The organism is Streptomyces sp. NPDC007983, assembly GCF_042958345.1.
GTDB lineage: Bacteria > Actinomycetota > Actinomycetes > Streptomycetales > Streptomycetaceae > Streptomyces.
The window spans coordinates 388118-414582 of sequence record NZ_JBIBJI010000002.1; the positions used below are offsets into that span (position 1 = coordinate 388118).

Annotated in this window: 15 protein-coding genes; 11 read left to right on the top strand and 4 right to left on the bottom strand. The window is 70.4% G+C overall.

Features of this window, described 5'->3' with window-relative positions; genetic code table 11:
- The first annotated feature begins 24 nt into the window (after positions 1–24).
- The 9 genes from ACFZCY_RS06490 (at position 25) to ACFZCY_RS06530 (ending at position 21433) form a co-directional block, all read left to right on the top strand.
- Positions 25–9897 carry a type I polyketide synthase gene (locus ACFZCY_RS06490; RefSeq protein WP_391169905.1) on the top strand — a complete coding sequence of 3291 codons (9873 nt, stop codon included), beginning with the start codon at positions 25–27 and terminating at the stop codon, positions 9895–9897.
- 26 nt (positions 9898–9923) lie between these two features.
- A complete protein-coding gene (locus ACFZCY_RS06495; protein ID WP_391169906.1) occupies positions 9924–10700 on the top strand; it encodes an arylamine N-acetyltransferase in 777 nt (258 codons plus the stop codon).
- A 24-nt stretch (positions 10701–10724) separates the two neighbouring features.
- A complete protein-coding gene (locus ACFZCY_RS06500) occupies positions 10725–12323 on the top strand; it encodes a bifunctional 3-(3-hydroxy-phenyl)propionate/3-hydroxycinnamic acid hydroxylase (RefSeq protein WP_391169907.1) in 1599 nt (532 codons plus the stop codon).
- 22 nt (positions 12324–12345) lie between these two features.
- Entirely contained in the window at positions 12346–13296 is a 951-nt protein-coding gene (locus ACFZCY_RS06505; RefSeq protein ID WP_391169908.1) for a methyltransferase domain-containing protein, read from the top strand.
- A gap of 32 nt (positions 13297–13328) precedes the next feature.
- Positions 13329–14282 (top strand): LysR substrate-binding domain-containing protein, encoded by a 954-nt coding sequence (locus ACFZCY_RS06510; RefSeq protein WP_391169909.1) that lies wholly within the window; start codon positions 13329–13331, stop codon positions 14280–14282.
- A gap of 212 nt (positions 14283–14494) precedes the next feature.
- Positions 14495–17455, top strand: coding sequence for a 3-phosphoshikimate 1-carboxyvinyltransferase (aroA, locus tag ACFZCY_RS06515; RefSeq protein ID WP_391169910.1), 2961 nt, complete (start codon positions 14495–14497; stop codon positions 17453–17455).
- 2 nt (positions 17456–17457) lie between these two features.
- Positions 17458–18597 carry an acyl-CoA dehydrogenase family protein gene (locus ACFZCY_RS06520; RefSeq protein WP_391170384.1) on the top strand — a complete coding sequence of 380 codons (1140 nt, stop codon included), beginning with the start codon at positions 17458–17460 and terminating at the stop codon, positions 18595–18597.
- Positions 18594–19385 carry an SDR family oxidoreductase gene (locus tag ACFZCY_RS06525; protein WP_391169911.1) on the top strand — a complete coding sequence of 264 codons (792 nt, stop codon included), beginning with the start codon at positions 18594–18596 and terminating at the stop codon, positions 19383–19385. Before ACFZCY_RS06520 ends, ACFZCY_RS06525 begins: the two co-directional genes overlap by 4 nt.
- Positions 19382–21433 carry an FAD-dependent oxidoreductase gene (locus ACFZCY_RS06530; protein WP_391169912.1) on the top strand — a complete coding sequence of 684 codons (2052 nt, stop codon included), beginning with the start codon at positions 19382–19384 and terminating at the stop codon, positions 21431–21433. The genes ACFZCY_RS06525 and ACFZCY_RS06530 overlap by 4 nt, the downstream gene beginning before the upstream one ends.
- Before the next feature lie 8 nt (positions 21434–21441).
- Here the strand turns inward: ACFZCY_RS06530 and ACFZCY_RS06535 are convergent, their stop codons facing one another.
- Both ACFZCY_RS06535 and ACFZCY_RS06540 read right to left on the bottom strand, forming a co-directional pair.
- Positions 21442–22524 carry a LysR family transcriptional regulator gene (locus ACFZCY_RS06535; protein WP_391169913.1) on the bottom strand — a complete coding sequence of 361 codons (1083 nt, stop codon included), beginning with the start codon at positions 22522–22524 and terminating at the stop codon, positions 21442–21444.
- Positions 22525–22738: 214 nt separating this feature from the next.
- Entirely contained in the window at positions 22739–23842 is a 1104-nt protein-coding gene (locus ACFZCY_RS06540; RefSeq protein WP_391169914.1) for an alkene reductase, read from the bottom strand.
- A gap of 62 nt (positions 23843–23904) precedes the next feature.
- On the opposite strand from ACFZCY_RS06540, the gene ACFZCY_RS06545 reads away from it, so the two are divergent.
- Positions 23905–24297, top strand: a complete 393-nt coding sequence (locus tag ACFZCY_RS06545; protein WP_391169915.1) for a MerR family transcriptional regulator — start codon at positions 23905–23907, stop codon at positions 24295–24297.
- A gap of 21 nt (positions 24298–24318) precedes the next feature.
- Here the strand turns inward: ACFZCY_RS06545 and ACFZCY_RS06550 are convergent, their stop codons facing one another.
- Both ACFZCY_RS06550 and ACFZCY_RS06555 read right to left on the bottom strand, forming a co-directional pair.
- The gene (locus tag ACFZCY_RS06550) at positions 24319–24756 is read right to left on the bottom strand and encodes a VOC family protein (protein WP_391169916.1); all 438 of its coding nucleotides are present in this window, start codon (positions 24754–24756) and stop codon (positions 24319–24321) included.
- 1 nt (position 24757) lies between these two features.
- The gene (locus ACFZCY_RS06555; RefSeq protein WP_391169917.1) at positions 24758–25339 is read right to left on the bottom strand and encodes a DinB family protein; all 582 of its coding nucleotides are present in this window, start codon (positions 25337–25339) and stop codon (positions 24758–24760) included.
- A 61-nt stretch (positions 25340–25400) separates the two neighbouring features.
- Between ACFZCY_RS06555 and ACFZCY_RS06560 the strand changes: the two genes are divergently transcribed.
- Positions 25401–26360, top strand: coding sequence for a WYL domain-containing protein (locus ACFZCY_RS06560; protein ID WP_391169918.1), 960 nt, complete (start codon positions 25401–25403; stop codon positions 26358–26360).
- Positions 26361–26465 lie beyond the last annotated feature (105 nt).

Below are 26465 nucleotides of genomic sequence, written 5' to 3' on the forward strand. Positions count from 1 at the left end.
GGCTACGGAGGAACTGAAATGTCTGTGTCCGAGGAAAAGCTCATCACCGCCTTGCGCGCCTCGCTCATGGAGAACGAGCAGCTCAAGGAGGAGCGAGACCAAGCCCTGGCGGCCTCGGCCGAGCCCATCGCGATCGTTTCGATGGCCTGTCGGCTGCCGGGTGGCGTCTCCTCACCCGAGCAGCTCTGGCAGTTAGTGGTCGACGGCGGCGATGGCATCTCCTCGTTTCCGGTGAACCGTGGCTGGGACATCGACAACGTCTTCGACCCCACACCTGGCCAGCCGGACAAGTCGTATGTGCGGGAAGGTGGATTTCTGCACGACGCGGACGAATTCGACCCCGCGTTCTTCGGGATCAGTCCGCGTGAGGCGTTGGCGATGGATCCGCAGCAGCGATTGCTGCTGGAGGCGTCGTGGGAGGCGCTGGAGCGGGCCGGTATCGACCCCAGCGAGCTAAAGGGCAGCCGGACCGGCGTATTCACCGGATTGATGTACCACGACTACGAAGCGGCGGCAGCGGCAGGGAGTCTCGTATCGGGTCGGGTGGCGTATACGTTCGGCTTCGAGGGGCCGGCGGTGACGGTGGATACGGCGTGTTCGTCGTCGTTGGTGGCGTTGCATTCGGCGGTTCAGGCGTTGCGGTCGGGTGAGTGTTCGCTGGCGTTGGCCGGTGGCGTTGCGGTGATGGCCACCCCGGGGAGTTTTGTTGAGTTTTCGCGGCAGCGTGGTCTTGCTCCGGATGGTCGGTGCAAGTCGTTCGCGGCTGGTGCGGATGGGACGGCGTGGGCTGAGGGTGTGGGGTTGCTGTTGTTGGAGCGGTTGTCGGATGCGCGGGCGAATGGGCGCCAGGTGTTGGCTGTGGTGCGGGGCAGTGCGGTGAATCAGGACGGTGCGTCGAATGGCATTACGGCGCCGAATGGTCCGTCGCAGCAGCGGGTGATCCGGCAGGCGCTGGCCAATGCGCGGTTGTCGGCGGTGGATGTGGATGCGGTGGAGGCGCATGGGACGGGTACGTCGTTGGGCGACCCGATCGAGGCTCAGGCGCTGCTGGCGACGTACGGCCAGGAGCGTGCGGAGGATCGTCCGCTGTGGCTGGGCTCGCTGAAGTCGAACATCGGGCATGCGCAGGCGGCCGCGGGTGTGGCCGGGATCATCAAGATGGTCGAGGCGATGCGGCGGGGTGTGTTGCCGAAGACGCTGCATGTGGATGCGCCGTCGCCGAAGGTGGATTGGTCGGCGGGTGCGGTGGAGTTGCTGACGGAGGCGCGTGAGTGGCCGGAGGTGGATCGGCCGAGGCGTGCGGCGGTGTCGTCGTTCGGTATCAGCGGGACGAATGCGCATGTGGTGCTGGAGCAGGTGGTGGAGGAGCCTGCCGTCGAGCGTGTGGTCTCCGGTGGTGCGGTGCCGTTGGTCGTGTCGGGGAAGTCGGCGGACGCGGTAGCCGCGCAGGCGGAGCGGCTGGCGGCCTATCTGGCGGCTCACGGCGATGCGGTGAGTCTGGTGGATGTGGCGTATTCGTTGGCGACGTCGCGGGCGCACTTTGGCCATCGTGCGGTGGTGGTGGCGGAGTCTGCTGGTCAGGCGGGGGATGCGTTGGCGGCTGTGCGTGGTGAGGAGGTGGTTTCCGGTCGGTTGGGTGTGGTGTTCACCGGTCAGGGGTCGCAGCGGCTGGGTATGGGGCGTGCGCTGTACGCGGCGTATCCGGTGTTTGCGGAGGCGTTCGACGAGGTCTGTGAGGCCGTGGACGTTCCCCTTGGGCGGTCGTTGAAGGAGGTTGTCTTCGGGGAGTCGGAGCTGCTGGATCAGACGGGGTTTGCGCAGCCTGCGTTGTTTGCGGTGGAGGTGGCGCTGTTCCGTCTGGTGGAGTCGTGGGGTGTGCGGCCGGATTTTGTGGCGGGGCATTCGATCGGTGAGGTTGTGGCTGCGTTTGTGGCGGGTGTGTGGTCTCTGGAGGATGCGGCGGCGTTGGTGGTGGCCCGGGGCCAGCTGATGCAGGCGTTGCCCGAGGGCGGCGTGATGGTGGCGGTCGAGGCCACCGAGGACGAGGTAGCCCCGCTGCTGACCGAGGGCGTCAGCATCGCGGCCATCAATGGGCCGACGTCGCTGGTGCTCTCCGGCGTCGAGGACGCGGTCATGGCGGTGGCCGGGCGCTTTGAGGGGCGTCGGGTGAAGCAGCTGCGGGTCTCGCACGCCTTCCACTCGCCGTTGATGGACGGGATGCTGGAGGACTTTCGCCAGGTCGCCGCCGGTCTGGCCTACGCCGCGCCTCAGCTGCCGGTGGTGTCGAACCTGACCGGTGAGCTGGCCGATGCTGACCGGCTGTGCTCGCCGGAGTATTGGGTTGAGCACGTCCGTGGCACGGTCCGCTTCGCCGATGGGGTGGAGGCCCTGCGGAAGCAGGGGGTGGCGACGTTCCTGGAGCTGGGTCCGGACGGTGTGCTGACCGCGATGGTGGGCCAGGACGGCGTACCGACCCTGCGCCGTGACGTGACCGATGAGCGTCGGGCATTGCTCACGGCCGTAGGACGGCTGCATGTGCGCGGTGTCGCGGTGGACTGGGAGGCGGTGTTCGCGGGGACCGGCGCGCGGCGCGTCGACCTGCCCACGTACGCCTTCCAGCGGCAGCGCTACTGGCTGACGTCTGGCGTTGCGGCAGCCGATGGCGCATTGCACCCGCTGCTCAGCACCGTCGTGGCCATACCGGACACCGGCGGTGTGCTCTGCACCGGTCGTCTCTCCCTGACAGCTCAGCCCTGGCTGGCCGATCACGTCGTATCGGATGTGGTTCTGCTGCCCGGCACCTGTTTGGTCGAGTTGGCGATCCGTGCCGGCGACGAGGTGGGCGCGGGGTCGCTGCGGGAGTTGGTGATCGAGGCGCCGCTGGTGGTGCCGGACACGGGTGCCGTACGGGTGCAGGTCACGGTCGGCGGGGAGCAGGCCGATGGTGGGCGTTCTGTCGCGGTGTACTCGCGGCCCGACGACGCGGCGTCCGAGACACCGTGGACTCGCCACGCCAGCGGCCAGCTCGCGAGCGAGGCACCCGCCCTCGCCCGCTCCTTTGACGTCTGGCCCCCGGAGGGCGCGGAGGGCGTCGATCTGAAGGGGTTCTACCAGGGGCAGATCGAGGCGGGGTACCACTACGGGCCGTTGTTCCAGGGACTGAGGTCCCTCTGGACCCTCGACGGGACCATCTTCGCCGAGGTCGCTCTGCCCGCGGAGGAGACGGAGGCGGCGGCCGGGTTCGGGCTGCATCCGGCACTGCTCGACTCGGTGTTGCACTGTGGTGCCTTCACTGAGCGGAAGGCCGAGGCAGGAAAGGTCATCCTTCCGTTTGCGTGGAGTGGAATGACCCTGCACGCGGTCGGCGCGTCGGCGCTGCGGGTGTGTATGACACCGACTGGCCCGGAATCTGTCGCCCTCGAGATCGCTGACAGTGACGGCGCCCCGGTGGCATCGGTCGAGTCGCTGGTGCTGCGCGCCGTCGACGCGGACCAGATGAAGACGGCCGGACAGACACCCGGAGTGGACTCCCTGTTCCGTGTCCAGTGGACGGAGTTGCCGGTCGAGGCCGCGGCGGGGGGCCTCGCTCCTCGCTCGGTGTCGATGTCCTGGGACGTCGAGGAGCTGGTCAGCTCCGGTGCGGCGCTACCGGATGTGCTGGCCGTCGACGCGATCGACGGCGTGGTGACCGCTGAGCGGGCCCGGGGCCTGGCAGGCAGGGTGCTGGGCATCATCCAGGCGTTCCTGGCCGCTCCGGAGCTGGACGCCAGCCGGTTGGTGGTGGTCACGCGGGGCGCGGTCGGCGTGTCCGACGATGCGGAGGTGACCGACCCGGCCGGTGCCGCGGTGTGGGGTCTGGTGCGCTCGGCGCAGGCGGAGAACCCGGGCCGCATCGTGTTGATGGACGTGGACGAGCACCACGCCTCGCGCAACGCGCTGGCGGGCGTGCTCGCGGCAGAAGAACCGCAGGTGGCGGTGCGCGGCGGGGCGGTGTGGATCCCACGGCTGGTACGTACGTCCGCCGAGGCCGACCCCTCCCCGCGCCTGGACCCCGAGGGCACGGTGCTGATCACGGGCGGCACCGGGACGCTGGGCGGCCTGGTGGCCCGCCACCTCGTCACCAGGCACGGCGTTCACAAGCTGCTCTTGGTGAGCCGGCGTGGCCCGGAGGCGGCGGGCGCCGACGAGCTGACGGCCGACTTGGAGCGGCTCGGCGCGGATGTCACCGTGGTGGCCTGTGACGTATCGAAGCGTCGAGCGGCGAAGAAGTTGCTGGCGGGCATCCCCGCGGATGCGCCGCTGACGGCCGTGGTGCATACGGCCGGTGTGCTCGACGACGGTGTGATCGCGAGCCTGACCCAGGACCGCCTGGGCGCGGTGTTCCGGCCGAAGGTCGACGCGGCGCTGATGCTGCATGAGCTGACGCGTGACCTCGACCTCTCGGCGTTCGTGGTGTTCTCCTCCGCGGCCGGAGTGATCGGCGGTCCGGGGCAGGGCAACTACTCGGCGGCCAACGCGTTCCTGGACGCCTTCGCGCAGTGGCGTCGGGCGCAGGGGCTGCCCACCGTGTCCCTGGGGTGGGGGCTCTGGGCGCAGTCCGGCGGAATGATCGAGGCGATGAGCGAATCCGACCAGGCCCGCATGGGGCGTGGCGGGGTGCAAGCACTCTCTTCCGATGAGGGCATGGCGCTCTTCGACATCGGCCTGCGTACCGACGACTCGGTGTTGGTACCGGTGAAGTTCGACTTCGCCGCCCTGACGGCACAGGCCCGGGCGGACCGACTTCCGTCCATGCTGCGCGGGCTGGTCCGTCAGCCACGACGCACGGCCCAGACCACTGCCGCCACGCCGCAGCACGAGGGGCTGGCGGGGCGGTTGTTGGGGTTGTCGCGTGAGGAGCAGGGGCGGGTGTTGGTGGATGTGGTGTGTGGTGAGGTGGCGGTGGTGTTGGGGCATGCGAATGCCGGGAGTGTGGGGGAGCGGCAGGCGTTCAGCGATTTGGGGTTTGATTCGCTGACGGCGGTGGAGTTGCGTAATCGGTTGAATGCGGTGTCGGGGTTGCGGTTGCCTGCGACGTTGATTTTTGATTATCCGTCGCCGGTGGTGTTGGCGGAGTTTTTGCGGGTGGAGTTGGTGGGGGAGGCTGCGGTCGAGCCGGTGGTGGGTTCGGCTGTGGTGGAGTCGGTGTCGGATGATCCGGTGGCGATTGTGGCGATGGGGTGTCGTTTGCCGGGTGGGGTGGGTTCGCCGGAGGATTTGTGGCGGTTGGTGGTGGAGGGGCGGGACGGTATTTCGCTGTTTCCTGAGGATCGTGGTTGGGATGTGGCGAATCTTTTTGATCCGGATCCTGGTCGGGTGGGGAAGTCGTCGGTGCGTCATGGTGGGTTTTTGCATGATGCGGGTGAGTTCGATCCGGGGTTTTTCGGGATCAGTCCGCGTGAGGCGTTGGCGATGGATCCGCAGCAGCGGTTGCTGCTGGAGGTGTCGTGGGAGGTGCTGGAGCGGGCGGGTATCGACCCGACCTCGCTGCGCGGGAGCCGGACCGGCGTCTTCGCGGGAGCCATGTACCACGACTACGGCACCATGGTGAAACGCGTACCGGATGAGCTGGAAGGCTTCCTGGGTAACGGCAACGCGGGCAGCTTCATCACCGGTCGGGTGGCGTATACGTTCGGCTTCGAGGGGCCGGCGGTGACGGTGGATACGGCGTGTTCGTCGTCGTTGGTGGCGTTGCATTCGGCGGTTCAGGCGTTGCGGTCGGGTGAGTGTTCGCTGGCGTTGGCCGGTGGCGTTGCGGTAATGGCGACGCCGGGGAGTTTCGTCGAGTTTTCGCGGCAGCGTGGTCTTGCTCCGGATGGTCGGTGCAAGTCGTTCGCGGCTGGTGCGGATGGGACGGCGTGGGCTGAGGGTGCGGGGTTGCTGTTGTTGGAGCGGTTGTCGGATGCGCGGGCGAATGGGCACCAGGTGCTGGCGGTGGTCCGAGGCGTCGCGGTGAATCAGGACGGTGCGTCGAATGGCATTACGGCGCCGAATGGTCCGTCGCAGCAGCGGGTGATCCGGCAGGCGCTGGCGAACGCGGGTGTGTCGTCCGCCGATGTCGATGTGGTGGAGGCGCATGGGACGGGTACGTCGTTGGGCGACCCGATCGAGGCGCAGGCGCTGCTGGCCACGTACGGGCAGGAGCGTGCGGAGGATCGTCCCCTGTGGCTGGGGTCCCTGAAGTCGAACATCGGGCATGCGCAGGCGGCCGCGGGTGTGGCCGGGATCATCAAGATGGTGGAGGCGATGCGGCGGGGTGTGTTGCCGAAGACGCTGCATGTGGATGCGCCGTCGCCGAAGGTGGATTGGTCGGCGGGTGCGGTGGAGTTGTTGACGGAGGCGCGTGAGTGGCCGGAGGTGGATCGGCCGAGGCGTGCGGCGGTGTCCTCGTTCGGCATCAGCGGGACGAATGCGCATGTGGTGCTGGAGGCCGTCGTCGAGGATGACGTTGCCGAGCGTGTGGTGTCCGGTGGTGTGGTGCCGCTGGTGGTGTCGGGCAAGTCGGCCGATGCGGTGTCCGCGCAGGCGGAGCAGTTGGCGTCCTATCTGGCGGCTCACGGCGATGCGGTGAGTCTGGTGGATGTGGCGTATTCGTTGGCGACATCGCGGGCGCACTTTGATCACCGTGCGGTGGTGGTGGCGGAGTCTGCCGGTCAGGCGGGGGATGCGTTGGCGGCTGTGCGTGGTGAGGAGGTGGTTTCCGGTCGGTTGGGTGTGGTGTTCACCGGTCAGGGGTCGCAGCGGCTGGGTATGGGGCGTGAGCTGTACGCGGCGTATCCGGTGTTCGCGGAGGCGTTCGACGAGGTCTGTGAGGCCGTGGATGTTCCCCTTGGTCGGTCGTTGAAGGAGGTTGTCTTCGGGGAGTCGGAGCTGCTGGATCAGACGGGGTTTGCGCAGCCTGCGTTGTTTGCGGTGGAGGTGGCGCTGTTCCGTCTGGTGGAGTCGTGGGGTGTGCGGCCGGACTTTGTTTCGGGGCATTCGATTGGTGAGGTTGTGGCTGCGTTTGTGGCGGGTGTGTGGTCGCTGGAGGATGCGGCGGCGTTGGTGGTGGCCCGGGGCCAGCTGATGCAGGCCCTCCCGGCGGGTGGGGTGATGGTGGCGGTCGAGGCCACCGAGGACGAGGTCACCCCGCTGCTGACCGAGGGCGTCAGTATCGCGGCCATCAACGGACCGACGTCCCTCGTGGTGTCCGGCGGTGAGGATGGGGTGCTTCACGTTGCGGCCGAGTTGCAGTCACGGGGGCGTCGGGTGAAGCGGCTGCGGGTCTCGCATGCCTTCCACTCGCCGTTGATGGACGGGATGCTGGAGGACTTCCGCCAGGTCGCGGCCGGGTTGGCCTACGCCGCGCCTCAGCTGCCGGTGGTATCGAACCTGACCGGTGAGCTGGCTGAGCCCGCACGGCTGTGCTCGCCGGAGTATTGGGTTGAGCACGTCCGTGGCACGGTTCGCTTCGCTGATGGGGTGGGGGCCCTGCGGGCGCAGGGGGTGGCGACGTTCCTGGAGCTGGGCCCGGACGGTGTGCTGACCGCGATGGTGGGGCAGGACGGCGTACCGACCCTGCGCCGTGATGTGAGCGACGAGCAGCGCGCGTTGCTCACGGCCCTGGGGCGGCTGCATGTGCGCGGTGTAGTAGTCGACTGGGAGGCGGTGTTCGCGGGGACGGGCGCGCGGCGCGTCGACCTGCCGACGTACGCCTTCCAGCGGCAGCGCTTCTGGCTCGAAGGCGAGGCCGACACCGAACCTCTCGTCAGCGACTACGACGCCGAGTTCTGGGAGGTTGTCGAGCGCGGCGACACCCATGCGCTGGCGCAGACGCTCAGCGTCGAGACGACGGCGCTGGATGAGGTGTTGCCCGCCCTGTCCTCGTGGCGCAGCCGTCGGCAGGAACGGTCGACGGTCGACGGGTGGCGGTATCGGATCGCGTGGCAGCCGATCGACGCGCCCGCCGACACCACCGCCCAAGGCGCCTGGTTGCTGGTGGTGCCCGCCGGGTACGACGGTCCGCTGGTGGAGTCGGTCGACGGCGCGCTGGCCGAGCGCGGCGGCCATGTTCTGCGCGTAACGGTGGACCAAGAGAACCGTCGGTCGCTGGCCGACCTCATCGGTGCGCGGCTGGAGACGGCGGCAGGCGAGCTGTCGGGGGTGGTGTCCCTGCTGGCCCTGGACGATCGCCCGTATGACCCGTACCCCACCCTGTCCGCCGGGCTGGCCGCGACGGTGACGCTCGTGCAGGCGCTGGGCGACCGGGACATCACCGCACCCCTGTGGTGTGTGACGACGGGTGCGGGGGCCGTCAGGGAGGACGGCGAGCTGACGAGCCTGTTCCAGCACATGCTGTGGGGCGTGGGCACGGTGCTGGCCCTCGACCATCCCAGGACGTGGGGCGGTCTCGTCGATCTGCCCGCCGAGCCCGACCAGCGGGCGCTGGGGCACCTGGCCGCGACGCTGTCCGGGGTGGACGGCGAGGACCAGGTGGCGATCCGCCCGGAGGGCGTGTTCGCGCGCCGGATGGAACGGGACAGGGCCGGCGCGGACGCGGGTACGGGCGCGGTGTCATCGCCATGGACCCCGCGCGGTACGGTCCTCATCACCGGTGGCACGGGCGGTATCGGCGCCCATATCGCCCGCTGGGCCGCCGGTCGGGGCGCCGACCATCTGTTGCTGATCAGCCGCCGTGGGCGGGATGCCGAGGGCGCCGCCGAACTCGAGGCGGAGCTGAGCGCGCTCGGTGCGCGCGTCACCATCGAAGCGTGCGACGTGACGGACCGCGCGGCGCTGGCCAAGCTGATCGCCGATGTGCCGACGGTCCATCCGCTGACCGCCGTGTTCCACACGGCGGGTGTCGCTCAGGAGCCGCGGCAGCTCGCCGACAGCACCATCGAGCAGTTCGCCGAGGTGGGGTTGGCGAAGGTGGCCGGTGCGATCCACCTCGACGAGCTGCTGGCCGATCAGGAACTCGATCAGGAACTCGACGCCTTCGTGGTGTTCTCCTCCGGCGCCGCCGCCTGGGGTGCCGCGGGGCAGAGTGCCTACGCGGCCGCGAACGCCTTCGTGGAGGCGCTGGTCCGGCGCCGACGGGCCGCCGGGCGCCCCGCCACCGCGGTGGCCTGGGGCGGCTGGGCCGGTGGGGGCATGGTCGACGCCTCCGTGGCGGACGAGTTCGCCGAGGCCGGGGTGGTGCTCATGGAGCCCCGGCTGGCCGTATCGGCGCTGGCCCAGGCGATGGACCGGGACGAAGGCCACCTGGTGGTGGCGGGCATCGACTGGGCCCGGTTCGCGCCCTCCTACCTGGTCGCGCGGGACCGGCCGCTGCTGCGCGGCCTGCCGGAGGTGGCCGCGCTCACCGCCGCGAGTAAGAACAAGAACACGAACAAGAACACCGCCGCGGAGCCCGGCGGCGCGCACGAACGCGGTCGGGATGCCGCGGAGTTGCACTCACGCCTGACGGGGCTGCCCGCGCCGGAACAGCACCGGGCCCTGGTCGACGTGGTGTGCGGCGAGGCCGCGAGCGTGCTGGGGCACGCGGGGAAGGACCTGGTGCGCGACGGTGTCGCCCTGCTGGACATCGGGTTCGACTCGCTGACCGGGCTGGAGCTCCGTAACCGGCTCAATGAGCTGTCCGGGCTGGAGCTGCCGCCCGGGTTGATCTTCGACCAGCCCACCGCGGGCATGATCGCCGACCTGATGCTGGAAGCACTGCTGCCCGGTCTCGCCGTGCCGTCGGCTTCCGTGGCGGAGGAGCTGGACAAGCTGGAATCCGCCATGTCGAGGGCCGCACAGGACGACGACACGACGCGCGAGCTCGTGGTCACGCGACTGCGCGAGCTGTTGGTCAAGTGGGACGACGTGAACGCGTGACGATCCGGGAGAAAAGAGAAAACCGCATGTTCGAGGTCGACACCTATCTGCGCCGTATCGGATTCACGGGGGAGCCCGAGCCCACCGTCGAGACCTTACGGGCGCTGCACAAGGGACACCTCATGTCGGTGGCCTACGACAGCAGCCACTTCATCAACAGTTTCACCGGCTTCCGGAACGTGGTCGACATCGACCTCGACCAGGCGTTCACCGACATCATCGTGAACGGAAACGGCGGAGTGTGCCACGACCTCAACGGCCTCTTCCGCCGGCTCCTGGCGGAACTCGGCTACGACGTCGCGATACTGGCGGCCTCGCAGCGGTGGCCGAACGGCCGGTTCGGCCCCGACCTCGAGCACACCTTCGGCTGTGTGCGGCTCGACGGCGACATCTGGCTGGTGGACGTGGGCTTCGCCGGACCGTCCTACCTGGAGCCGCTGCGGGTGTCCGGCGAGGTCACCCGTCAGTACGGATGCGACTACCGGCTGAGCGAACAAGGCGCCTATCACGTCGTGGAGCGCAAGGACCGGGCCGGCGAATGGCGACCCGTCTACCGGTTCGAGCTCAGGCCCCGCGAGGTCTCCGAGTGGGACAGCCCGGAGCGCACGGGGGTGGACGAGGTCGTGGGCGACTCGCTGTTCGCGGGCACCGCGCTACGGGGACGCGCCCTGCCCAACGGCCAGCTGGTGCTGACCGGGAAGCGGCTGCTGCGGGTGGAGGACGGCTACGAGAAGATCCGCACCCTGATCGATCCGGCGGAGTACGACAGCGTCGTCAAGGACATCCTGGCCGGGAACGGCTGAGGTCCGGGTCGAATGGAGACGACGATGCGACCCGAATCCGACGTGGCCATCATCGGCTACGGGCCGGTCGGCCAGGTGCTGTCCATCATGCTGGCCCAGCGCGGATGGCGCGTGATGGTCATCGAGCGCTGGCCCGAGCCCTATCCCATGCCGCGCGCCGTCGGCTTCGACGACGAGGCCGCCCGAATCCTCGCCACCATGGGAATCGGGCAGTTCCTGGGCCAGGTGGGCGAGAACTCCCGGGACTACGGCTGGCGCAACGCGGCGGGCGAAACGCTGGTCTACATGGAGAGCGCGGCGGACGGCCACTGCGGCTGGCCGCAAGCCACGGCGATGTATCAGCCCGGGCTGGAATCGACGCTCATCACCCGGGGCGAGGACTTCCCGAACCTCCAGGTGATCCGTGGCCGCGAGGCGGTGGAACTGGAGGACCACGGAGACCACGTCGAGATCGTCACCGAGGACACCGACGCGAACGAGCACACCCTGACCGCCCGTTGGGTCATCGGATGCGACGGCGCGAACAGCTTCGTGCGGGAGTGCATGGACGCCTCGCTGACCGACCTGGGGTTCTTCTACGACTGGCTGATCTGCGATGTGGTGCTCCACGAACCACGCGAATACCAGCCGAACAACCTGCAGATCTGTGACCCGGCCCGGCCCCGGACCGCGGTGTCGGCCGGGCCCGGACACCGCCGCTTCGAGTTCATGCGGCTGCCCGGCGAGAGCATCGACGAGCTGGAGAAGGAGGACACCCTCTGGCGCTTGCTCGCGATGTTCGACATCGGCCCCGAGGACGCGACGCTGGAGCGCCACGCCGTGTACACCTTCCAGGCGCGCTGGGCCGGGCAGTGGCACACCGGACGGCTCGTGCTCGCCGGAGACTCCGCCCACCTCATGCCCCCGTTCGCGGGGCAGGGAATGTGTTCGGGGCTCCGGGACGTGGCCAATCTGTCCTGGAAACTCGACCTCGTGCTGCGGGGACTCGCGGATGAGCGGCTGCTGGACACGTACACCGCCGAGCGGCGCGCGCACGTCCAGCACGCCATCAGCACGTCGGTGAAACTGGGCAAGGTCATCTGTGTCACCGATCCCGTCGCGGCGGCCGACCGTGACGCGATCATGCTCGCGGGGCGGGAACGCACCGGTGCGGCGGCCCTGCCCATGTCGACGCCGATACCGCTGTCCGAGGGGCTGCTGCACTGCGCGGCGGACGGCACGCCGATCGGCCCGGCCGGTGCCCTGACCCCCCAGGCCCGGGTGGCGAGCGGGGAGCGGACCGGCCTGTTCGACGAGGTGATCGGGCTGGGCTTCGTGCTGCTGGCGTCGGTCGACCCGAGGCCTTTCCTCGACGCCGGGCAGACGGAGTTCCTGGAGGGCCTTGGCACCCGGTTCGTCCATGTGCTGCCCTCCGGCACCGCGCCGGAAGGGCTGGACGCCGGAACCGTGGTCGATGTCGACGACCGTTATCTGCCCTATCTGGCCGAGGCCGGTGCGACGGCCCTTCTGATTCGCCCGGACTTCAACGCGTTCGGCGCGGCGGAACGGGCCGAAGAATTGGGCCCGTTGGTCGACGAGCTGCGCCGCCGGCTCCGGGACCCGGAGCCCGCACCCACCAAGTAGAAAACCGCAAGAGAGGAAGACCATGGGTACACGCGAGGATATGTACGGGCTGTTCTCGAGCGTCAACGAGATCAACCTCACCGGCGAACGGAACCGGGGGGACGCCAAGGACGGGAAGCTCAAGAAGTCCATCGCCACCAGTTACGATCTGCAGGCACAGATGTCGAAGAAGGGAATCCTGTGGAACTGGGGATTTCATGACGACCAGATCGCCAAGGAGATCAACGCGAGGATCCCGGATTTCCTGGACTACGACACCGATGGATTCTCCGAGGAACTCTACTTCTTCGCGCTCAAGCAGGTACCCTTCGACCTGGACGACTTCGCGGACAAGTCCGTGCTGGAAGTCGGCTGCGGCCTGGGCGAGGGGCTGAACTTCCTCTCGCGCGTCACCAAGGCGGCCGGAATGGTGGGCCTCGATCTGTCGGAGCAAGCCATCAAGCGGGCCAATGCCTCGCTGGGCAGAGACGGTCTGAGCTATGTCCAGGGGGATGCCGAGAAGCTTCCCTTCGAGGACGGGGAGTTCGATGTCGTCATCAACATCGAGAGCGCGCACAACTACCCCAACCTGGAAACGTTCCTGACCGAGGTCGCGCGGGTGCTCAAGCCGGGCGGCTACTTCTCGCACGTCGATCTGTTCACCACGCAGCGGCATGCGGAGATGGCGGAGCTGAAGGCGAAGGACCTCGGTCTGGAATGGGTGCACGAGCGCGATATCTCGCCGGAGGTCAGGGCCGCGATTCACCGACGGCTGGCTCCTGAGGGCTCCTTCCACAAGGCGCTGCGCGAGCAGCGCATAGGAATGGTGCAGCGCCATATGGCCAAGCGGGTGGGGCCGGAGGCCGTCGGCGGTTCCTTCGCCGGCTACTACGACAGCCGTTCCACCAAGCTGCTGAAGAAGATGGGCGTCCTGCCGTCGCAGTTCATGCCGCCGGTCGACAGCTACCGCCACCTGGTGGCCAAGAAGCGCTGACCTGCGGCAACGGTACGAAGGAGGGAGAGGAAATGCGGAACCCGAATCTGGTCAACATGGACCTCAACCTGCTCGTGCCCCTGCACGCGCTCCTCGTCGAGCGAAGCGTCACGAAGGCCGGGGAGCGGCTGTCCGTGGGGCAGCCGACGATGAGTACCGCGCTGGCGAAGCTGCGTCGCGTCTTCGACGACCCGTTGTTACTCAAAGACGGCCGTGGGTGGGTGCTGAGCCCCTTGGCGGATTCCCTGGTGGAGCAGCTCGAAGACGTCCTGTCACGGATCGGGTATTTGCTGGGCGGTACGGCGAGTTTCGACCCCGCCTCCGCCCGGCGGACCTTCACCGTGGTCGCCGACGATTACTCGGCGGTCCTGATGATGGGCCCGCTGTGGGAAGAGGTGGCCGACCTCGCGCCGCAGGTGCGGATCAATCTGATCTCACATCAGGCGGGGTCGCTCGATATGCTGCGCCAGAAGAAGTGCGACCTGGTACTTCGGCACCAGGCGGCGGTTTCCGACGACGACTCCGCGTTCCCCAGCGCCGTGCTGCTGTCCGACGATTTCGTCGGGGTGGTGGCCGAGGACCACCCCGATGTCGGCGGCCGTCTCTTTGCCGAGCACCTTTCACGCCTGCCCTATGTGCGGGTGAGCGGATCCGCCATGGCCTTGGCCGAGACGCATCTCGTGAAGAACATTCGGCCGGGGCCGGGGAACGCGGTCGCCACCACGGAGACCTTGACCTCTGCCCTGCACATGCTGTCCGGCACGCGGATGTTCACGATCACGCAGCGGCGGATGTTCGACCGATTCGGGCGGGCGCTCGGGCTCCGGGCGGCCGAGATCGAGATGCCGGCGACCGCCGTGTCCGAAGTGATGTACTGGCATCCCCAGTCCTCGGCGGATCCCGCACAGCAGTGGCTTCGCTCGACAATCCTGGGAATCGCCGCGGGATTGTCCGGCACGGCGCGGCCCCGAGCGGCGGCCGCGTGACAAGTGCCGCGTAACCAAGTACCGCGTGATCGAGTGCCGGTGACGAAGTATCGATGGCAGTGATGGCAGGTATGGGAAAGTCGTCGCTTTCACGCTCGGGCCCCGCCCGCTAGCGTTATCTTCGGCGCCTGATCGATGAATCCGGGGCGGGCAGCCTTTCTCTGCCGACGCGATGCACATCCCTTATGAACCAGCGGATCGGGAGACTGGAATTGCGGTTATTGGTGAAGCGGTTGTCCGATCAGGTCAAGGGACAGCTCGTCGTTCCTGCCTCGAAATATCATGCGCACCGGGCCCTGATCCTGGCGTCCCTCGCACCCGGGGTGAGCCGGATCGTGGGCCTGTCGGACGCGGGCCACGTGCGGCACACCCTCGCCGCGCTGCGGAGCCTCGGTACCCGGATCGAGGTGGACGGCGACGCGTTCGTCGTGCACGGCGGCCCGTACCGTCCGCGGCGGACCGAGATATCGGTGGGCAGTTCGGGTACGACGCTCTACTTCCTCGCCGGACTCGCCTGCCTCGCGGAGTCGCCGGTGACCGTCGTGGGACAGAAGTACTTCCAGCGGCGCCCGATCGGCCCGCTGCTGCGCGCGCTGTCCGACCTCGGCGTCGACCTGGACTCGCCCACGGGCTGCCCGCCGATCTCCGTGCGGCCGCGCCGTCCGAAGGGCGGCCACGTACGGATCCAGGGCACCCTCTCGCAGTGGATCTCCGGGTTGCTGCTGGTGGCGCCGTTCGCGACGGGGCCGAGCACCATCACGGTGGAGGGTGATTTCAACGAGCGGTCCTATGTCGACCTGACGGTCCGGACGATGAAGCAGTTCGGACTGTACGTCGACGTCTCCGAGGACGGGCGCCGGTTCGAGATCGCCCCGGACCAGCAGCCCGGCCCGGCCACCGTGGTCCTGCCCCCCGACATCGGTTCGGCGGCGTTCGGCCTGGCCGCGGCGGCGCTGCACCCGGCCGACGTGCTGTTCCGGGGCCTGCCGGCGATACCCGCGCACGAGGTGGACCACCCCGAGGCGGACGTTCTGCAGATCTTCGCCGACATGGGCCTCACGATGACGCCCGATCCGGAGACCGGCATGGTCCGGGTCCGCCACGAGGGGACGCGGCTGAACCCCGTCCGGGTCGACTGCCGGTCCGTACCCGACATGCTGCCCGTGCTGTCCGTGCTCGGGGCGGTGGCCGACGGCACCACCGTGTTCGACAACATCGGCCACGTCCGGCTCAAGGAGTCCGACCGGGTCGCGGCGATGTCGCAGCTCAACAAGATGGGCGCCCGGATCGAGCAGCGCGGCGAGCAGCTGCTCTGCCACGGTGTCGACCGGCTGACCGGCGCGGATCTCTCCTCGTACAACGACCACCGCGTGCTCATGTCGCTGGCCGCCGCGGGCACGGTGGCCGCCGGCGAGACCCGGCTGACCTACCCGAACGCGTACCGCATCTCCTACCCGCGCTTCCTCGACGACATGAACGGCATAGGGCTGGGGCTGTCGGTGGAGAAGAGCCGTAGGACCAGTCCGGCGCCGTCCCGTCCCGCCGAGTTCACCGCGCCCGCCCGCGCCGCCACCGTCCCGATCGGGGACCATCTGCGCCGATGCGCCGACACCCGTCCCGACGATCCCGCCGTGTTCGACCCGGGCACCGACGGCGGACCGGGCCTGAGCTGGACGTGGCGCGACCTCGACGAACAGGTCGACCGGATCGCGACGCTCCTGCTCGACCTCGGTGTGCGGCCAGGCGAGCCCGTCGCCTACCAGTTGCCGAACCAGGCCGAGTTCGTCGCACTCGCCCTGGCCGTCGCCCGTATCGGAGCCGTGAGCTGCCCGCTGATGCCGATGCTGCGGCAGCGGGAGACGGCCTTCATGCTGCGCCGGTCACGGGCCCGGGTGCTGGTGGTCCCGGCACGTTTCCGCGGCCGCGACTATCCGGCCGAAGTGGCGGAGCTGCTGCGCGTGGACGACCCGCCCGCCCTCGCACACGTCCTGGTCATCGGCGGGGACACGCTGCCGCCGGACACGGCGGGACCGGCGTGGCACGACTTCGCCGACGCCGTGCGCCGGGTGCCGGACCGCGGCCGGCTCGACGCCCGCCGCCCGGAGCCCGACGCCCCGGCCCAGCTGCTGTTCACCTCCGGCACCTCCGGCGAGCCCAAGGGTGTGCTGCACCGGATGGATGCGCTGACCAGAGCCGCTGCCATGGAGATCCACCACCTCGGACTGACCGGCGAGGACCGGGTCTTCGTCCCGTCGCCGCTGGCGCACCAGACCGGCTTCCTCTACGGCATGTGGCTCGCGGTCCTGCGGGGCGTGCCGCTGATCCTGCAGCCGGTGTGGGACGGCAAGACCGCCCTCGGACTGCTCCGCCATCACGGGGGCACCTTCGTCCAGGCCGCGACGCCGTTCCTCGGCGACCTCGTCGAGGCGGTCGAGGAGACGGGGGAGGCCCCGACCTCGCTGCGGATCTTCGTCGCCACCGGAGCGGCGGTGCCGCGCGCACTGGCCGAGCGGGCCACCGAGGTGCTGGGCACGTCGGTGTGCGGCGCGTGGGGGACGACGGAGACGTGCCTGGGCTCGCTGTCCGCGCCCGGCGACGAACCGGCGAAGATGTGGGGCACGGACGGCCGTGCGCTGGCGGGCATCCGGCTGCGCGTCACCGATGACGCGGGCGAGGTGCTGCCCGCCGGGCAGGAAGGCAACTTCGAGGTCTCCGGACCGTGCATGTTCCTCGGGTACTACGACCGTCCCGAGTGGACGGCCGAGGCGATGACCGCCGACGGCTGGTTCCGCAGCGGTGATCTCGCCGTCATCGACGAGTCCGGATACGTGCGCATCAGCGGGCGGGTGAAGGACGTCGTCAACCGCGGCGGCGAGAAGGTGCCCGTGGGGGAGATCGAGCAGCTGCTGCACACCCATCCCGCGGTACGCGACGTGGCGATCGTGGCGATGCCCGATCCGCGGCTCGGGGAGCGGGCCTGCGCGTACGTCGTTGCGGGCGAGGAGTTCGACTTCCAGGAGATGCGGCGCTTCCTGGACGAGCGGCAGGTCGCCAAGCCGTACTGGCCCGAGCGGCTGGTGCGGGTGGACCGGCTGCCCCGGAACCCGGCGGGCAAGGTGCAGAAGTTCCTTCTGCGCGAAGACATCCAGAAGCTGATGAGGAGCGGGGCGTGAGCATGGACGAGAAGGACTTCCGGCAACTGGCCGCGGACATCGAGGATTTCGTCCGCGGACCCGGCGAGCGGTACGCGGAGGAGATCGAACGCACCCACAAGGTGCCCGCCGCGCTCAAGCAGGATCTGCGCGACCGCGGCTATCTGCGGCTGGCCGCGCCCGAGGAGTACGGCGGCCTGGGCATCGAGTTCCCCCGGTTCCTGGAGCTGATGGAACTGTTCTCGATGTCGCACGCGTCGCTGCGCATGATCGTGCACGTCCACAACGGGGTGTGGCGGGCGATCGACCAGTTCGCCACCGATGAGCAGCGCAAGCGGTTCGTGCTGCCCCAGGTGTCGGCCGACGCCACCGTCGCGTTCACGCTCACCGAGCCCACCGCGGGTACCGGCGCCGACCTGCGGTGCAGCGTCGTACAGGAGGGCGACACGTACTTCCTGTCCGGGGAGAAGCACCTCATCACCTTCGGTGTCGAATGCGACTACTGGCTCCTGTTCGCCCGGCTGGAGGGGACCACGGGCAAGGACGGGACGGTCGCGCTGATGGTGCCGCGCGACGTACCCGGCGTCGACGTCAAGCCCATGTCGGAGACCATGGGGGTGCGCGGCACCGACCACGCGCATCTGGTCTTCGACCGGGCGCCGGTGCCGGTCGCCAACCGCCTCGGCGAGGTGGGCCGGGGCCTGGACGTGGCGCTGGGCGGCTTCCTCACGCCCAGCCGCATCTCGGTCGCCATGACGTGCGTCGGCCTCGCCCGCCGGGCCCAGGAGCTGGCCGTCGAGCACGCGAAGGGGCGTACGACGTTCGGCAAGCCGCTGGCCGCGCGGCAGGCGATCTCCTTCGCGCTCGCCGAGAACGCCACCGACATCGAGGCCGCCCGCCAGCTCACCCTCCACGCGGCGCGGCAGTGGCAGGCCGGGGACCCGGCGGCCGCCGGGCTGTCCTCGATGGCCAAGCTGAACGCGGTCGACATGCTCACCCGGGTCACCGACAAGGCGCTCCAGGTGCACGGCGGCATCGGCTACTGGGAGTCCAGCCCGATCGAGCGCGTGTACCGCGACGCCCGGGCGCAGCGGTTCGAAGAGGGCACCAACGAGATACAGAAGACCGTGATCGCACGGGACGTTCTGGGGGCGGTTCGATGAGCGACAGCAAAGTCACCCTGATCACCGGAGCCTCGCGCGGCATCGGCCGCGAGCTGGCGGTGCGCCTCGGGCGCGACGGCGGCAGCGTGGTGGTCAATTACAAGAAGAACGCCGAACTGGCCGAGGAGACCCGCAAGCTCGTCGAGCAGGCGGGCGGGCGGGCGATCACCGTGGCCGCCGACGTCGAGATCCCCGAGGACATCGACCGGCTCTTCGACGCCGCGCGCGACGAGTACGGCCGCCTGGACCACTTCGTGAACAACGCGGCGGCCAGCGCGTTCAAGCCGATCATGGATCTGAAGCTGCACCACATCGACCGCTCCTACGCGATGAACGTCCGGGCCTTCCTGCTCGGGGCGCAGCGCGCGGTGGCGTTGATGCCCGAGGGCGGCCGGATCGTCACGCTGTCGGGCTACGGCAGCACCCGCGCCTATATGACGTACGCCGCGCTGGGCTCGGCCAAGGCGGCCACCGAGGCCCTGGTCCGCTCCATGGCCGTCGAGTTCGCCGGGCGGGGCATCAACGTCAACGCGGTCAGCGGGGGGCTCATCGAGTCCGACTCGCTCGACTACTTCTACAACGTGCCCGGCATGGCCCCCATGTCCAAGGTGCTGTCGAAGATCCCCAAGGGGCGGCCGGGCACCGTGGCGGAGATGGCGGAGACGGTGGCGTTCCTGCTGTCCCCGGGGGCGGAGTACATCACCGGCCAGACGATCGTCGTCGACGGCGGCCTGTCGGTGGCGGTGCCCCCGTACATGGAGGACATGACACCGCCGCTCGTACCGTGACGACCGAGCGCTTCCGCCATGTCTTCCAGCCGTCGCGGATCGGCACGCTCACCCTGCCGCACCGCATCGTCATGGGCCCCATGCACCTGGGCCTGGAGGCCCGTGACGACGGCGGCGCCGCGCTGGCCGCGTTCTACGCCGAGCGCGTACGGGGCGGCGCCGGGCTGATCGTCACCGGTGGCGCCGCGGTCAGCCGGGTGGGCGCGGGCGGGGCCGGTTACGGGGTGCTGTCCGACCCCGCCTTCCGGTCCCGTCTGGGCCGGGTGGCCGACGCGGTCCACGAGGCGGGCGGACTGATCGCCCTGCAGCTGTTCCACGCCGGGCGGTACGCGAGCCCGAGCGCCGTCGGGCCGCACCCGGTGGCGCCGTCGGCGGTGTACAGCCGGGTCTCCCGGTGCACACCGCACGCGCTGACCGAGGCGCAGATCGAGGCCACGCTCGCCGACTTCGCCGAAGGGGCCTCGTACGCCCGCGCCTTGGGGTTCGACGGGGTCGAGGTGATGGGGTCGGAGGGCTATCTCGTCGACCAGTTCCTCTCCCCGCTGACCAACCACCGCGACGACGGCTGGGGCGGCGACGCCGAGCGGCGGACCCGGTTCGGCGCGGAGCTGACGAGCCGGGTCCGCGCCGCGGTGGGGCCGGACTTCCCGGTGATCGTACGGTTCACCGGGGCCGACTTCCTCGACGGCGGCACCGGCCCGCAGGACGTCGAACGGTTCGCGCGGAAACTGGTCGCCGCGGGCGCCGACGCGCTCAACGTCGGCGTGGGCTGGCACGAGTCGCCGGTGCCCACCGTGCAGGCCGTGGTGCCGCCCGGGGTGTGGACGCCGATGGCCGAGGACCTGGCGCATGCCGTGGCTCCCCTGCCCGTCATCACGGGCAACCGGGTCAACCGCGTCGAGCAGGCCGAGTCGATCCTCGCGGCGGGCCATGTGGCGCTGGTCTCGATGTCCCGGCCGTTCCTGGCCGACCCGGAGTTCATCGCCAGGGCCCGGGACCACCGGTCGAGCGGCATCTGCATCGGCTGCAACCAGGCGTGCATCGACCGCTCCCTGTCCGACGCCGAGGTGAGCTGCCTGGTCAACCCGCGGGCCGCGCGGGAGCTGGAGTTTCCGCGGGTCCGCCGGCCCCGGCCGCGGCGGATGGCGGTGGTCGGCGGCGGACCGGCCGGTCTCCAGGCCGCGCGCACCCTCGCCGAGTCGGGGTGCCGGGTCGACCTGTACGAGGCGGAAGCCCGGCTCGGCGGCCAGTTCCGGCTGGCCTCCCGGGTCCCCGGCAAGGCCGACTACGCGGCCGCGATCGGCCACCTCGATGAGGAACTGCGCCGGCTCGGCGTCACCGTACGCCTCGGCCGCCGCATCACCGGGGCGGACCTGGACCTCTTGCGGTCCTACGACGGGGTGCTCATCGCCACGGGCGTCCGGCCGCGCACGGCGCCGATCCCCGGGGCCGGCCTGCCCCATGTCCTGCCCTACCCGGAGGCGTTCGCCCCCGGTGTGCTCGGCGAGCGGGTGGCGATCATCGGTGGCGGCGGGGTCGCCGTCGACCTCGCCCACTTCGCCGCCCACACCGAAGCCCGTACGGCTCGCCAGGCCGCACACCCGGCCGACCCGGCGGAGCGGTTCCGCCGCGAGTACGGGCTCGTTCCGGGCGCGGCGCCGGAGGTGCCGACACCCGAGCGGCGCGTCACGATCCTGCACCGCGGTGAGCGTCTCGGAGCCGCGCTGGGACGCTCCAGCCGATGGGTGGCGCTCGACGCGCTGCGCCGCAGGGGGGTGCGCACCGTGTTCGGGGTGCACTGCTCACGGATCACCGCCGAGGGCGTGCACACGGTCGACGCCGCCGGGGAGGAAGCCGTCGTGGCGGCGGACACGGTCGTCATCGCGGTGGGCCAGGAGCGCGAATCGGCCCTCGGCGGGCTCCTGCGCTGGGCCGGGATCGACCACCGGGTGATCGGCGGCGCCCGCGTCACGAAGGGGCTGGACGCCGTGCTGGCCACCGCGGACGGCCTGTCCGTCGCGTCCGAGTACGCCATGGGCCCGCCGTGAGGACGGGCTCACATCCCGCCGAGGGCCGGGGGCGCGAGGCGGGGTGTGAGGGCGGCGCCGGGCCGCCGGACGTGCGGCAGCCCGGCCAGTACGCTCCCCAGCGGCTCCAGCGCCGCCGCGGCCTCGGCGAGCTTGTCCCGCAGCCAGATGTGCGCCGGGTCGGCGGTGTGCCGGTGATGCCAGTACATGGTGTGGACCAACGGCGGCAGCTCCGCGTCCAGCCTCACCGCACGCAGCCCGCACGCCGGCCCGATCAGCGAGAACAGCCGGGCCTGCGCCAGGGTCACCAGCCGCGTCCCGGCGACCACGTGCATGGCCACCGAGCAATAACCCCCGGAGAGGATGCGTCCGGCGCTCGTGGCGGGGGTTTCCGGACCGGACTCCTGGAGGACCCGCGGAATCGCCTCCAGGTATCCGAGCCGGTGGAGTTCGTCGATGCCGACGGTCTCACCGATGCGGTCGTTGTCCTGGTCGGCGATGACCAGCAGCTCGTCGGTGAACAGATCCCGGTTCCGGTAGCTGAGGATCTCCTTCGGCATGAGCGGGCCCGGTGCCACCAGCAGATCGCACTGAGCACGCCGCACCAACGGCACCATGCCGTCGCGTGGCGCGACGATGTTCAGCCGCAGACGCGGCGCTTCGTCCGCGATCGTCCGCAGAAAGGGCTTCAGCAGGACGATGGATATGTAGTCGCTGGCGACGACGGTGAACGTGCGGTCCAGAAGGCCCGGGTCGAAGCAGGACGTGCTGTCCATGACCGCGTGGATGGACTCGATCGCCCTGGTCACCGGCCCCCGAAGGGACGCCCCCAGCGGGGTCAGGGCCATCGTGCGGCCATCGCGCACGAGCAGGGGATCGCCGAAGTGCTTGCGCAGTTTCGCCAGCGACGCGCTCATGGCCGGCTGGCCCACCATGGTCCGCTCGGCGGCGCGTGTGACGTTCGCTTCGGTCAGCAGGGCGTGCAGCGGAATCATGAGGTTGATGTCGATTTTGCGCCGTAGCAGAGAAGACGCCTCTTCCGCCCCCGACACCACTTCCTCGGCGGAGGGCGTGGAACCACTCTCGCTTGCCCCGAACGTGTGCTGCCGCATCATTCTCCGTAAGTGAACCCGAGCTGCTGCCCCCTACAGCATTAAGCGGGCACAGTCCCTAGCAAGTTCCTTACTTTCCTTCCGCCGGGCCATCCGCCGCGGCGGCAGCCTGGCGACGGGAACCGCACGACCTCGGCGACGGGCGAACCCGTCGCCGAGGTCGGGCTGGACGCGTACGGCGTACGGGTCCTGGAGCTGATCCGAGCGGTGCCCGCTACGCGCCGGCGACGGGGTAGTCGGTGTAGCCGGTCTCCCCGCCCACGTACATCAGGTACCGGTCCCGGACCGGGTTGACGGCGCTGCCGTCGCGCAGCCGCTCGACCAGGTCGGGGTTGGCGAGGAACGGGCGGCCGAGGGCGATGAGGTCGGCGTCGGCGGCCAGCAGGCGTTCGGCCGCGTGCCTGCCGCCGTCGGCGGGGATCCGGTCGGCGGGCAGCACGGGGTTGGCCATGAGCGTGCCCGGCCACCGCTTGCGGATGTCCTGGTAGACGGGGGAGTCCGGGTCGGCGAAGCCGATGTGGAGATACGCCAGACCGCGGTCGGCCAGTGCCGAGACGAGCGCCGCGTACAGGTCGCCGGTCTCCTCGCCCTCCTCGATGCCGTTGACGGTGTTGCCGGGGGAGATGCGCAAGCCCGTCCGCTCGGCGCCGATTTCGGCGGCCACCGCGTCCGCGACCTCGACGGCGAAGCGGACGCGGTGGTCGATCGGGCCGCCGTAGGCGTCGGTGCGCCGGTTGGTGTTCGGGGCGAGGAACTGGTGGAGGAGATGGCCGTTGGCGCTGTGCACCTCGACACCGGCGAAGCCCGCCTCCAGTGCGTTGCGCGCGGCGGTCGCGAAGTCGGCCACGGTGGTGCGGATGTCGTCGGCCGTCATCTCGCGCGGGGTGACCGCGGGCTGCTTCCCGGCCGGGGTGTGGATCGCCTCGGGGAGCGGGATCGGAGAGGGCGCGATCGGGGTGAGCCCGCTGGTGTCGGGGTGGCCGTTCCGGCCGCCGTGCTGGAGCTGCAGGAACATCTGCCCGCCGCCCGCGGCGCGCACCGCTTCGGTGACTCGGCGCCATCCGGCCACCTGCGCGGCGTTGTGGATGGCGGCGATGTTCGGGTAGGTCTGGCCGACCGCGCTGGGCGTGGCGGCCTCGGCGATGATGAGCCCGGCGGAGGCGCGCTGGGCGTAGTAGGTGGCCATGAGGGGCGTCGGAACGCCGTCGGCGGTGGCGCGGTTGCGTGTCATCGGCGCCATGACCAGGCGATTCGCGAGGCGCAGCGGGCCGAGGCGGGCGGGGGCGAAGAGGTTCGGGGCCAGGTGTGTGTCCGTCATGCCCGCCAAGCTAGGAGTTAACATCAGTGTCAGGTTCAACCGCGAAGGCAGTGAGGTGCGTCATGCGGATCGGTGAGCTGGCCAGGCGTACCGGGGTGAGCGAGCGGTCCCTGCGCTACTACGAGGAGCAGGGCCTGCTGACGGCGGAGCGCACCCCCGGCGGGCACCGCGACTACACCGAGGGCGCGGTCGACCGCGTGGTCCGCATCCAGGAGCTGTACGCGGCCGGGCTGTGCAGCTCCAAGATCGCGCAGCTGCTGCCCTGCATGCGGGACGCGGACGGCGGACCCTCCGCCACCGCCGACGCCCGGCTGGTCACCGACCTGCTGGCGGAGCGCGACCGCATCGACCGGATGATCGGGGACCTGCAGCGCTCCCGGGCGACCCTGGGCGAGGTCATCGACGCGGCCGCGGACGCCTCGACGCCCCGCCCGGAGCCGTCCGACCGGGGCTGACAGCCCCGGCAGTCCCCCTGGTCAGTCGAGGCAGAACTCGTTGCCCTCGGGGTCGGCCATCACCAGGTGCCCGGTGCCGAGCGGGGGAGCGGGCTCATGGCGCTCCAGCCGGGTGGCGCCGTGGGAGATCAGCCGTTCGGCCTCCGCCTCCAGCGCCGCCATCCGCGCGTCGCCCTCCAGCCCGGGCGCGGCCCGTACGTCGAGGTGCACCCGGTTCTTGGCCCGCTTGCCCTCCGGCACCCGCTGGAAGAACAGCCGCGGCCCGGAGCCGTCGGGGTCGAGCAGCGCCGAGGCGTCGCCGCGTCTCCCGGGCGGCACGCCCATCGCCTCCAGGGCCTGATCCCAGGACTCGAAGCCCCCGGGCGGGTCCTGCACCCGGTAGCCCAGGGCCTCGGCCCAGAACGCGGCCAGCCCGGCCGGGTCGGCGCAGTCGAAGGTGATCTGAACGTCGCGGGCCATCTCAGCTCGCCTCCCGTGGGGTCCGATGGGTGTGCAGATGGAGGTCGCGCAGCAGGCACACCTCGGACAGATGGTGGATCATCTCGCGGTTGATGTGCAGCACGAGCGCCGCCATCGGATGGTCGGCGTACGGCCCCTCCGCCGCCCCGCACGGGCGGGCGAGCCCGGCTTCGCCCAGGGCCTCGACCCCGGCCTGCCAGGTGGCGTACTCCGCGTCGAGCTGGGCCAGCGCCTCGGCCGCGGTCGCGGCGTAGGGATACGACTGGTAGTCGGTGGGCGTACGGCCGAAGTGCGCGGCGTTGCGCATCGCCAGGACGCCGACGATCACATGGCCGAGGCGCCAGGCGATCGTCGAGAACGGCGGCGGGTCGGGCTCCGGCATCGCGAAGTCGATGGTCATCGCGCCGGACCCGGCCCGCACCGGGGCGGTGCCGGTGCCGCGCGGGCGCACGTTCCAGCAGCCGGGGGCCGGTTCCCAGAAGTACTCGTCGTCGGTGAGTCCGTCGAGCCGGTCGCGCAGCTGGTGGGTCCAGTGCCAGGCGAGCTGGTCCCGCAGCAGGGGGTTCCACATCTGGTCGGTCATGAGCGCAGCCTTGCGCACATCGCGGACAGGATCGTTCCGTGATCGGTGGAAGGATGAGCGCATGACCGTCGAGGGCACGACCGAACGGGTGCTGCGGCTGCTGGCGCTGCTCCAGCGCCGGGCGTCGTGGACCGCCGCCGAACTCGCCGCCGAGCTGGGCGTCACCGACCGCTCGGTGCGCCGCGACGTGGAGCGGCTGCGGACGCTCGGCTACCCCGTCCACGCGACGGCGGGCGTCGGCGGCGGCTACCAGCTCGGCGCGGGCACCCGGCTGCCGCCGCTGCTCCTCGACGACGAGGAGGCGATCGCGACGGCGGTCTCGCTGCGGCTGGCGTCCGGCGGCACGGTCGCCGGGGCGGGCGAGGCGGCGCTGCGGGCGCTCACCAAGCTCGACCAGGTGATGCCGCCCCGGCTGCGCGCCGAGGTGCGGGCGGTGCACGGCGCCACCGAGACCCTGGTCGGCCCCGGCGTCGAGATCGACGCGGAGCTGCTGGTGACCCTCGCCCGGGCCTGCCGCGACGCCGTGCGGGTGCGCTTCCGGTACGCCGCCCGAGGCGGCGACGAGCGCGAGCGCACGGTCGAGCCGGTGCGGATGGTCACCACCGGCCGCCGCTGGTACCTGATGGCCTGGGACACCGACCGCGACGACTGGCGCACCTTCCGGCTGGACCGGATGCGCGAGGCGGTGGCCACCACCTGGCGCTTCCGGCCGCGGGAGCATCCGGACCCCGTCGCCTACGTACAGCGGTCCGTGACCGGCGCGCCGTACCGCTACCTCGCCCGGGTGCGGCTGCACGCCCCGCCCGACCGGGTGCGCGAGCTGGTCCCGCCCCAGGTGGGCCGCGTGGAGGACGACCGCGACGGCTGGTGCGTGCTCGTCGCCGGCGGTGACGACCTGGACTGGCTCGCCGTCCACGTGGCCCGGCTGGGCTTCGAGGCGCAGGTGCTGGACCCTCCGGAGCTGCGGCAGGCCGCCGCCCGGCTCGCCCGCCGCATCGCGGCCATGGGCGGGCCTGCCTGACGACGCGTCGCCGTACAAGGTTTTCCAGGGAGATTCACAGATCCGTTCGACTACGCTCACTGGCGACTACGTTGAAAAAGCTTCTCGTTTCGCCCTGTTCGAAGG

Coding starts and splice junctions, on each gene's coding strand:
- ACFZCY_RS06495 (WP_391169906.1), top strand. CDS start 9,924: ATGTTCGAGGTCGACACCTATCTGCGCCGTATCGGATTCACGGGGGAG.
- ACFZCY_RS06500 (WP_391169907.1), top strand. CDS start 10,725: ATGCGACCCGAATCCGACGTGGCCATCATCGGCTACGGGCCGGTCGGC.
- ACFZCY_RS06505 (WP_391169908.1), top strand. CDS start 12,346: ATGGGTACACGCGAGGATATGTACGGGCTGTTCTCGAGCGTCAACGAG.
- ACFZCY_RS06510 (WP_391169909.1), top strand. CDS start 13,329: ATGCGGAACCCGAATCTGGTCAACATGGACCTCAACCTGCTCGTGCCC.
- ACFZCY_RS06520 (WP_391170384.1), top strand. CDS start 17,458: ATGGACGAGAAGGACTTCCGGCAACTGGCCGCGGACATCGAGGATTTC.
- ACFZCY_RS06525 (WP_391169911.1), top strand. CDS start 18,594: ATGAGCGACAGCAAAGTCACCCTGATCACCGGAGCCTCGCGCGGCATC.
- ACFZCY_RS06535 (WP_391169913.1), bottom strand. CDS start 22,524: ATGCGGCAGCACACGTTCGGGGCAAGCGAGAGTGGTTCCACGCCCTCC.
- ACFZCY_RS06540 (WP_391169914.1), bottom strand. CDS start 23,842: ATGACGGACACACACCTGGCCCCGAACCTCTTCGCCCCCGCCCGCCTC.
- ACFZCY_RS06545 (WP_391169915.1), top strand. CDS start 23,905: ATGCGGATCGGTGAGCTGGCCAGGCGTACCGGGGTGAGCGAGCGGTCC.
- ACFZCY_RS06550 (WP_391169916.1), bottom strand. CDS start 24,756: ATGGCCCGCGACGTTCAGATCACCTTCGACTGCGCCGACCCGGCCGGG.
- ACFZCY_RS06555 (WP_391169917.1), bottom strand. CDS start 25,339: ATGACCGACCAGATGTGGAACCCCCTGCTGCGGGACCAGCTCGCCTGG.
- ACFZCY_RS06560 (WP_391169918.1), top strand. CDS start 25,401: ATGACCGTCGAGGGCACGACCGAACGGGTGCTGCGGCTGCTGGCGCTG.